The sequence below is a fragment of the Nonomuraea aridisoli genome (assembly GCF_003236395.1).
Taxonomy (GTDB): domain Bacteria; phylum Actinomycetota; class Actinomycetes; order Streptosporangiales; family Streptosporangiaceae; genus Nonomuraea; species Nonomuraea aridisoli.
Map to the genome: position 1 here is coordinate 1 of NZ_POUD01000339.1, position 8,940 is coordinate 8,940.

The 8,940-nt window shown below is 71.1% G+C and carries 7 protein-coding genes and 1 pseudogene; 1 reads left to right on the forward strand and 7 read right to left on the reverse strand.

From position 1 onward, the window contains the following. The 6 genes and pseudogenes from C1J01_RS42945 to C1J01_RS42970 all read right to left on the reverse strand — a co-directional run. Positions 1-225 (reverse strand): annotated as a pseudogene (locus C1J01_RS42945) (hypothetical protein); the annotation flags it as partial. A 10-nt stretch (positions 226-235) separates the two neighbouring features. Beyond that, on the reverse strand, positions 236-1,780 hold the full coding sequence (locus C1J01_RS42950) for an alkaline phosphatase D family protein (protein WP_111184785.1): 1,545 nt from the start codon (positions 1,778-1,780) through the stop codon (positions 236-238). A gap of 11 nt (positions 1,781-1,791) precedes the next feature. Continuing rightward, positions 1,792-3,099, reverse strand: coding sequence for an ABC transporter substrate-binding protein (locus tag C1J01_RS42955; RefSeq protein ID WP_111184786.1), 1,308 nt, complete (start codon positions 3,097-3,099; stop codon positions 1,792-1,794). 20 nt (positions 3,100-3,119) lie between these two features. Further along, a complete protein-coding gene (locus C1J01_RS42960) occupies positions 3,120-3,929 on the reverse strand; it encodes a carbohydrate ABC transporter permease (RefSeq protein ID WP_111184787.1) in 810 nt (269 codons plus the stop codon). A 7-nt stretch (positions 3,930-3,936) separates the two neighbouring features. Then, positions 3,937-4,887, reverse strand: coding sequence for a carbohydrate ABC transporter permease (locus C1J01_RS42965; RefSeq protein ID WP_220040398.1), 951 nt, complete (start codon positions 4,885-4,887; stop codon positions 3,937-3,939). Beyond that, the gene (locus C1J01_RS42970; RefSeq protein ID WP_111184788.1) at positions 4,884-6,185 is read right to left on the reverse strand and encodes a glycoside hydrolase family 36 protein; all 1,302 of its coding nucleotides are present in this window, start codon (positions 6,183-6,185) and stop codon (positions 4,884-4,886) included. Before C1J01_RS42970 ends, C1J01_RS42965 begins: the two co-directional genes overlap by 4 nt. Before the next feature lie 173 nt (positions 6,186-6,358). On the opposite strand from C1J01_RS42970, the gene C1J01_RS42975 reads away from it, so the two are divergent. Then, positions 6,359-7,513 (forward strand): ROK family transcriptional regulator, encoded by a 1,155-nt coding sequence (locus C1J01_RS42975; protein WP_111184789.1) that lies wholly within the window; start codon positions 6,359-6,361, stop codon positions 7,511-7,513. Here the strand turns inward: C1J01_RS42975 and C1J01_RS42980 are convergent. After that, on the reverse strand, positions 7,496-8,940 hold a 1,445-nt coding region (locus tag C1J01_RS42980; protein WP_111184790.1), incomplete at its 5' end, for an alkaline phosphatase D family protein. The genes C1J01_RS42975 and C1J01_RS42980 overlap by 18 nt on opposite strands.

Below are 8,940 nucleotides of genomic sequence, written 5' to 3' on the forward strand. Positions count from 1 at the left end.
CTGCGGGGCCTGCCAGCAGCCGTCGATGACGACGTACCGGTAGCCGAGGGGCGCGAGCGGGGCGAGGGCGTCGGCGGCCTGGCGGACCGCCGACTCGGAGACCGAGCAGCCGAGCGCGCGGCTGCTCCAGCCCATCGGCGGGCCGGAGATCGTCTCCGCCGCACCGGGTAAGGCGACGAGGGGCATGGCGAGGAAGGCCGCCGCGGCGGCCGTGATCATGCGCATGGGGGTCCTGTCAGGCGGGGTGGAGGGTGGGGTCGCCGGGCTCGACGACGAACGAGCCGGAGGTGTAGGCGGGCGCGTACGGCTCGGTGATGCGCGACAGCGAGCGGAAGTCGACCTTCATCTCCTGCTCGGTGATCCGGGTGCGCACGTAACCCCGGCGGCCGTTGAAGAACTTCACGTGCGGGTTCTCCCGCAGCAGGTTCTGCGTGTCGGGGTATTCGTCCAGGCCGTTGCCCGCGCTCGTCACCGAGGTGGTGACCAGCTCGACGGCCACCGACTTCGACTCGGGGTCCTGGTGGTCGCGCTTGACCTCGCCCGCCCAGTGGGAGTGCACGTCGCCGGTGAGCACGACGGCGTTGCGCTCGTAGGTGTCGATGGCGGCGGTCAGGCGGTTGCGGGAGGCGACGTAGCCGTCCCAGCCCTCGTTGGAGTAGCCCCTGCCCTCGCCGTTGGTCCAGTCCATCTCCATGAGGAAGACCTGCTGGCCGAGCAGGTCCCAGGTGGCCCGCGAGTTCCGCAGCTCGCCGTCGAGCCAGGCCTCCTGCTCCTGGCCGAGGATGGTCCTGTTGGGCTCGAAGCGTTCCAGGCAGTCGGGGCCGACGGTGCCGCTCCTGCCGGTGCAGGCGTACAGGTCGCGGTACTGCCGGGTGTCTAGCAGGTGCAGGTTGGCGACCGCGCCCCAGCGGATGCTGCGGTGCAGCCGCAGCGCGGCGCCGTCGGGCTTCTGCGCGCGGCGCAGCGGCATGTTCTCGTAGTACGCCTGGAAGGCGTCCGCCCGGCGCTTGAGGAACGGCGGGTCGGGCTGCTCGGGCACGTCGCCGGCCCAGCCGTTCTCGATGTCGTGGTCGTCCCACACCACGACCCACGGGGCGATGGCGTGCGCGAGCTGCGACTCGGGGTCGGCCTTGTGCTGGGCGTGCCGCAGCCGGTATCCGGCCAGGTCGAGGCACTCTCCCCCGGCCTGGTCGCGGACGGGGTACTTGTAGTCGCCGTACTCGTAGACGTAGTCGCCGAGGAAGGCGATCAGGTCGGGCTGGTCCTCGGCCATCCTGCGGTACGGCGTGAACCAGCCGGCCTGGTAGTCGGCGCACGAGGTGAACGACAGGTTGAGCGGCGTGCCGCGGGTGCCGGGGGCGGGGGCGGTGAGGGTGCGGCCGACGGGCGAGAGCTCGCCTTCGGCGCGGAAGCGGTAGAAGTACTCCGCTCCGGGGTCGAGCCCGTCGAGCTCGACGTGCACGCTGTGCGCGGACTCGGGGCGGGCGGTCTCGGAGCCGGAGCGCACGACGCGCCGGAAGTTCTCGTCCGCGGCGAGCTGCCACTGCACCGGCACCGGGCGGCCCGGCATGCCGCCGAGCCCGTCGAGGGCGGTGGGGTTCATGGCCAGGCGCGTCCATAAGACCACGCCGTCGGGCGTGGGCTCGCCGGAGGCGACGCCGAGCTGGAAGGGGTCGGAGACGGGGGCACGGCGAGCCGCCGCGCGCACGGGTGCGGCACCCAGTGCGGCGGACAAGCCCACGCTCGCGCCCCCGGCGATGAGTGAACGCCGGGTGATCATGTGGGGGGTCCTTACTCGATGCTGGCGTTGCCTTCGGTGACGGCCTGGTCCGCCGCTTCCTGCGGGGTGAGCTCGCCGAGGTACATCTGGTTGAAGATCTGGTTGAGCTTCGTCTCGAAACCGGTGAAGCCCGTGGTGATCGGCAGGGGGAAGGTCGTGCCGGCCGCCTCCTCGACGAACGGTGTGACGTCGAGGCCCTTGGCCTTCCAGTGGTCGACGTAGCCCTGCTCCAGGCCGTTGAGCGCGGGGAAGACGTAGCCGCCGTCGGCCATCGTCTTCTGCGGGGCCTCGGTGCCGAGGTAGGCGGCCAGCTTCATGGCCTCCTCGGGGTGGTCGCTGTTGGCGTAGACGGCCTCGGCCAGGCAGTTCAGGTTGACCGAGCGGCCGGCCGGGCCCTCCGGCATGGCGGCGACGCCCAGCTCGAACGTCGACTCCGGCGCCACGAACGGCAGCAGCGCGTTGTTGGCGGGGAACATGGCGACCTCGCCCGCCGTGAACATGTCGGTCACCTTGCCGGTCGGCGGGTTGGTCTGCGTGGCCGGCGGCGAGACGTGGTACTTGTCGACCAGGTCCACCGCGAACTGCAGCGCCTGCACCGACGCGGGGTCGTTGAAGGTGTACTTCCCGAACGGCCGGTCCACGAGCTTGCCGCCGTTGGAGGCCACCCAGTTCATCCACTGCGTCTGGTAGTGGTTCCAGGACGCGAAGCCGTACGTCTTGACCTTGCCGGGGTCGAAGCCGTCCTCGCCGGGGTGCTTGCCGGCCTCGTCGACGGTGAGCTTGCGGGCGACCTCCAGCAACGTGCCGGAGCCGTCGGGGCTCCAGGTCAGCTTCTCCGGCATCTCGACGCCGGCCGCCTCGAACAGGTCCTTGTTGTAGAGCAGGCCGACGATGCCCCAGTCCTTGGGCACGCCGTACAGCTTGCCCTCGTAGGTGAAGGAGTCGACGACGGTCTTGTGGTACTTCGCGGTGTCCGCCTGGACGGGGGCCAGCACGCCCTTGGTGACGTACTCGGGGAACTGGGTGGGGGTCATCCAGAACACGTCCGGCGCCGTGCCCGCCACCGCGTCGGCGGTGAGCTTCGTCCAGTACTGGTCGTACGGCAGCAGCTCGATCGTGACGTCGATGTCCGGATTGGCCTGCTCGAAGGCCGCCATCACCTTCTCGTAGCCGACCTTCTGCTGGTCGTCCCAGAGCCGGTACGTCAACGTGACCTTCTCTGACTCGCCACCGCCGTCGCCTGAGCCGCACGCGGTGAGGGTGAGCATGGCGACGCCCAGCAGCGCCCCGGCCCAGCGAATCGGGGGGTTCTTCGGCATTCGCTGACCTCTTCTTGTTTCTATTTGAGGCCTGTGAGGACCACAGACCTGACGATGTGTTTCTGGAAGAAGACGAAGACGGCCACCATCGGCACCAGCGCGATCAGGCTGCCGGCCATCATGAGGTTGTAGTCCACGCCGATCCCCTGCTTGAGGGTGGCGATGGCGACGGTGATCACCTTGGTGTCGTCGCCGCTGGTGATGATGAGCGGCCACAGGAAGCTGTTCCACGACGAGATCACCGTGATGATCGCCAGGGTGCCGAGCGCGGGGCGGCAGAGCGGCAGCATGATGCGCAGCAGGATCGTCAGCGACCCGGCCCCGTCGATCCGGGCCGCCTCCTCCAGCCCGGCGGGCAGGCCCTTGAAGAACTGCCGCATCAGGAAGATCCCGTACGGCGTGCCGAGGATGTACGGCGCGAGCAGGCCGTACCAGGTGTTGACCAGGTCCAGCTCCCGCATGATCAGGAACAGCGGGATCATGGTGACGGCGCTCGGCACCATCATCGTGGCCACGTACAGCCAGAACAGCACGTCCCTGCCCCGGAAGCGGAGGCGGGCGAAGGCGTAGGCGGCGAACGTGGTGAAGACCAGCTGGCCCGCGGTCAGCGCCGCGGTCATCAGGGCCGTGTTGAGGATGAAGCGGGGGAAGTCGCCGGCCAGCATCTCGGCGATGTTGTCCGTGGTCGGCGGCAGCCCCGGCAGCCACGGCGCGGTGGAGTTCAGCTGCCCCTGTGTCTTGAACGCGGTCAGCACCACGAGCAGGTACGGGAAGACGGAGATGAACGCGCCGGCCGCCAGCGTGGCGTAGAGCAGGATTCGCTTGGTCATGGGTCTCTCAGCTCAGGTCGTACGTGGTGCGCTTGCCGAAGAACCTGACCTGCGCCAGCGTCACCAGGAAGATGATCAAGAAGAGCAACATCGACAGCGTGGAGGCGTAGCCGAAGTCGAACTGCTTGAAGGCGGTCTCGAAGATCCTGAAGTTGATCACCTCGGTGCTGCCGCTGGGGCCGCCGGCGGTCATCGCGTAGACCGTGTCGAACACCTGGAAGGCGCCGATCATGTTGGTCACCGTGACGAAGAACATCGTGGGGTTGAGCAGCGGCAGCGTGACCCGCCAGAACCGCTGCGCCGGGGTGGCGCCGTCGGTGGCGGCCGCGTCGTGCAGCTCCTGCGGGATGCCCTGCAGGCCCGCCAGGAAGAACAGCATGTTGTAGCCGGTGTGCTGCCAGACGCTGACCAGGGCGACCGCGGGCAGCGCCCAGGTCGCGTCGGACAGCCAGTCGGGCCCCGTGACGCCGACCAGTGCCAGGGCGCTGTTGAGCGCGCCGTCGCGGGGGTCGAAGATCCAGTTCCAGATGAGGCCGAGCACGATCGGGGTGGCCATCCACGGCACCACGAACAGCGACCTGAGGAACCGCACGCCCTTGACCCGCTGGTTGAGCAGCATGGCGACGGCCAGCGCCAGCGCCGTCTGCAGCGGGATGCACAGCAGCACGTACGCGACGGTCACCCACAGCGAGTGCCAGGTCTGCCCGTCGGAGGCCAGGCGGCGGTAGTTGTCCAGGCCGACGAATTCGGGGGCGGACAGCAGCTCCCAGTCGAACAGGCTCAGCACCAGCACGATGACCATGGGCAGCAGCAGGAATCCCACGACCCCGAAGAGGCTGGGACCGATGAACAGGTACGCCTGCCAGCCGCTCCCCCGCCGCCGCCTGACCGGGACGACCGGCCGAGGGCCGGCCGCGGCGGGCCGTACGGGCGTGCGTGTCACGGCGGGCCCGGTCACGACGGCTCCGTCGCGGTCGGCACCATGAGCCGCCTGGTGGTCGCGAGCCCCCATGCGTCCAGCGCCGCGATCGGGTCGCTCGACCCGCGCAGCCCTCCGGTGCCCTCGATGTGCCGCGCCCACTCCTCCCGGGCCTCGACCTCGGGGCGCACGATGATGCAGTCGGGGTCGTTGACCCACCAGCGGGCGTGCAGGAACTCGCGCGCCGCGCCCGTCAGCCGGGCGCCGAGCTGTGACGGCTGGCTGATGTCGCCGGACCTGGGGTGCAGGGTCGGCGCGATGTCGGGGCTGACCCGCATGATGTCGACCAGGCCGATGCTGGGCAGCATCGGCGCCCCGCACCCGTGCAGCGTGGCGTCCGGGCCCGCGCCCTGCCGCACCAGCTCCAGCCCGCGCCGGTACGCGGTGATCGGGTCGACGTCCTCGTGCCGCCGGCCGGCCAGCGCGCCGGCGTAGAGGTAGTCGAGCTTGAAGTGGGTGATGCCCATCGCGGCGAACGTCCGGAAGACGCCGGTCAGGTGCTCGGCCGCCTCGGGGTGGGTGACGTCGAGCACGGCCAGCTCCTGGTCCCACATGTGGCCCGCGTACGCGCCGCCCACCACCCAGTCGGGGTGCTCCTCGAAGATCCGGCTGCGGTGACCGACCAGGAACGGCGCGGTCCAGATGCCGGTCCGCCGGCCGGCGCCCGTCACGGCGTCCACCACCCTGCGCAGGTCGCCGAAGCCGGGCCGCGGGTCCAGCCAGTCGCCGATCCCGGCCTCGTAGCCGTCGTCGACGAGGAACATCTCGGCGCCCAGACCGAACCGTTCGCTGAGCTCCAGGTTGTCGATGACGTCGGCGTCGGTGACCTTGTCCCAGTAGCCGTACCAGCTGCACCACATGGGCGGCACCGCGGGGAACTCGCGCCGCGGCGCGAGCCCGTCGGCCCAGTCGCGCAGGGCCCGGCCGAGGCCGGACTCGCCGCGCCGGTGGCGCACCGGGCCGTCGGCGGAGACGACCAGCCGGCCGCCCTCCTCCCGCACCCTGATCGACGGCACCTCGGTCGGGCTCGGCGCCGACCAGAGCTCGACGGCCCCGTCACCGGTCTCGATCGCGAGCAGCCCCTCGCCCTGGAACGTCCCGGCGGGGACCGGGGTCTCGGGGCGGTAGCAGAGGATCTGGATCGTCTCGTCGGCGGGCCGGGGCGGGGTGTCCGTCCAGCGGTAGGAGCCGGTGGGGCTCCACGACTGCCAGCCGTGCTCGAACACCCGGGCCTCGTCGGGGCGGCACGCGACCTCGCCGATGTCATGGAACGACATCAGTCCTCATTTCCACTCGACTTACGAAGGAGCCCTTCATTACTAGCACTGCGCGGCCTGAGCGGGCAATGGGCGATTTCTCCGGCCCTCTGCGGAGAAACCGGCCTGAGCGCGCATGGGCGCGGAGGCTGGCATAATCGGGCTTACAGAGGAGACCTACATTAAGGACGGCGATGGCGGACCTACGCGGCGGCGACCTGTCCCGGCTGCGGCAGCTCAACTCGCTGACCGCCATCCGGGCCCTGCGCAGAGCCGGTCCCCTGACCCTGTCGGCGCTGGCCGAGCGCACCGGGCTGTCGCGTCCGTCCATGAAGGAGGTCACCGCCGAGCTCATGGAGCTCGGCTGGGTGGAGGAGGTGCCGCCGAGCCCCGGCACGATGGGCCGGCCGGCCCGCCGCTACCGGTTCCGCGCCGACAGCGGCCACCTGGTGGGCGTCGACATAGGGGGTCACAACATCCGCGCCGCCCTGTCCGACCTCGACGGCGAGATCCTCGCCGAGACCAGGCAGCCGGTCTCCCCGGACGACCCGCTGGAGGACCGCCTGGCCGCGATCGAGCGCGCCGTCTCCGGCTGCCTCGCGCTCAGCCGGACGACCGTGGACGACCTGTGGACCGTCGCGGTCGGCACCATCGGCGTGATCGACCCCGAAGGCCGGGTCGTCTACTCCGCCGCGGTCCCCGCCTGGCGCGACCTCGACCTGGCCGCCGAGCTCCGCCGGATGTTCCCCTGCCAGGTGCTGATCGAGAACGACAGCCGCCTGGCCGCCAGGGCGGAGCACCGGCGCGGCGTCGCCAAGGGCGCCCGCGACGTGGTGTTCCTGCACGTCGGCAGGCGCATGGGCGCCGGTCTGATCATCGGCGGCAAGGTCCACAGGGGCTTCGGCGCGGCGTCCGGCGAGATCGTGATGCTGCCCGAGGCCCGCTGGTTCCACGCCCCCGAGCACCTCAACACCTGCGTGTCCGTCCCCGACGGCACCCCGCCGGAGGACGCGGCCGGCTACACGCTGGCCGCCGCCAGGAACGGCGATCCCGCGGCGCTCGAGGCGGTCGAGCGTTACGTCGACGACCTGGCCGTCGGCACGGCCGCCATGGTGCTCATCCTCGACCCGGAGATGGTGGTGCTCGGCGGCGGCTTCTCCCGTTCGGCCGACGTGCTGCTCGATCCGCTGCGCCGGCGGCTGGAGCGCTCGTGCATGCGCATGCCGGAGGTGCGCGCCTCCACGCTGGGCGACGAATGCGTGGTCGTGGGGGCCATCGACTACGCCGTCGACCACCTCGACGACCAGCTCTTCACTCCCGACAGCGGACCGCTACCGGTCACCCGCTGACGTCGGGTGCAGGACGGCATCGCCGGGCTCGATGACGAACGACCCGGAGGTGTGCGCGGCGGCGCCCGGCTCGGTGACGCGCGGCAGCGACCGGAAGTCGACCCGCATCTCGCTCCGCGTGATCGTGGCGCGCACGTAGCCGCGGCGGCCGTTGAAGAACGTCACGTGCGGGTTCTCGCGCAGCAGGTCCGGTGTGTCGGGGTATTCGTCCAGGCCGTCGCCCTCACTGGTCACGGACGTGGTGACCAGCTCGACGGCCACCGGCCGGGAGCCCGGGTCCCGCCGGTCGCGCCTGATGTGGCCGGCCCAGTGCGCGTGCACGTCGCCGGTGAGCACGACGGCGTTGCGCTCGTAGGCGTCGATGGCGGCGGTCAGGCGGTCGCGTGAGGCGACGTAGCCGTCCCAGCCCTCGTTCGAGTAACCCTTCGCCGGACCGTTCGCCCAGTCCATCTCCATGAGGAAGACCTGCTGGCCGAGCAGGTCCCAGGTGGCCCGCGAGTTCCGCAGCTCGCCGTCGAGCCAGGACTCCTGCTCCTGGCCGAGGATGGTCCTGTTGGGCTCGAAGCGTTCCAGGCAGTCCGGGCCGATCGTGCCAGTGCGGCCGGTGCAGGCGTACAGGTCGCGGTACTGGCGGGTGTCGAGCAGGTGCAGGTTGGCGACCTCACCCCAGCGGATGCTCCGGTAGAGCCGCGCCGCCGCCCCGCGCGGCCGCTGGGCGCGGCGCAGCGGCATGTTCTCGTAGTACGCGCGGAACGCCGCGGCCCTGCGCTGCCCGAACGGCGGCCCCGGCTCCGGCGCCGTGTCGCCGGCCCAGGCGTTGGCGACGTCATGGTCGTCCCACACCGCCGCCCAGGGTGCGACCGCGTGGGCGACCTGCGTGTCGGGGTCGGCCTTGTGCTGGGCGTGTCGCAGCCGGTACCCGGCCAGGTCGACGCACTCTCCCCCGGCCTGGTCGCGGACCGGGTACGTGTAGTCGCCGTACTCGTAGACGTAGTCGCCGAGAAACGCGATCAGGTCCGGCTCGTCCTCCGCCATCCTGCGATACGCCGTGAACCACCCGGCCTGGTAGTCGGCGCACGAGGCGAACGCCAACGTCAACGGCGTGGAGCGCGTGCCCGGAGCGGGCGCGGTGCGCGTACGCCCGGCGGGCGAGATCTCGCCCTCGGCCCGGAACCGATAGAAGTACTCCCGTCCGGGGTCGAGCCCGTCGAGCTCCACATGCACACTGTGCGCCCCCTCGGGCCGGGCGACCTCGCACCCGGAACGCACGACCTGCCGGAAACGCTCGTCCAGCGCCACCTGCCACTGGACCTCCACCGCCCGCCCCGGCATCCCGCCGAGCCCGTCGGGCGCGAGCGGCTCCACGGCCAGCCGCGTCCACAACACGACCCCGTCCGGCGCGGGCTCCCCCGAGGCCACCCCCAACC

Bases quoted from the DNA above. Each gene is read 5' to 3' on its own strand.
- C1J01_RS42950 (WP_111184785.1), bottom strand. From the start codon at position 1,780: ATGATCACCCGGCGTTCACTCATCGCCGGGGGCGCGAGCGTGGGCTTG.
- C1J01_RS42955 (WP_111184786.1), bottom strand. From the start codon at position 3,099: ATGCCGAAGAACCCCCCGATTCGCTGGGCCGGGGCGCTGCTGGGCGTC.
- C1J01_RS42960 (WP_111184787.1), bottom strand. From the start codon at position 3,929: ATGACCAAGCGAATCCTGCTCTACGCCACGCTGGCGGCCGGCGCGTTC.
- C1J01_RS42970 (WP_111184788.1), bottom strand. From the start codon at position 6,185: ATGTCGTTCCATGACATCGGCGAGGTCGCGTGCCGCCCCGACGAGGCC.
- C1J01_RS42975 (WP_111184789.1), top strand. From the start codon at position 6,359: ATGGCGGACCTACGCGGCGGCGACCTGTCCCGGCTGCGGCAGCTCAAC.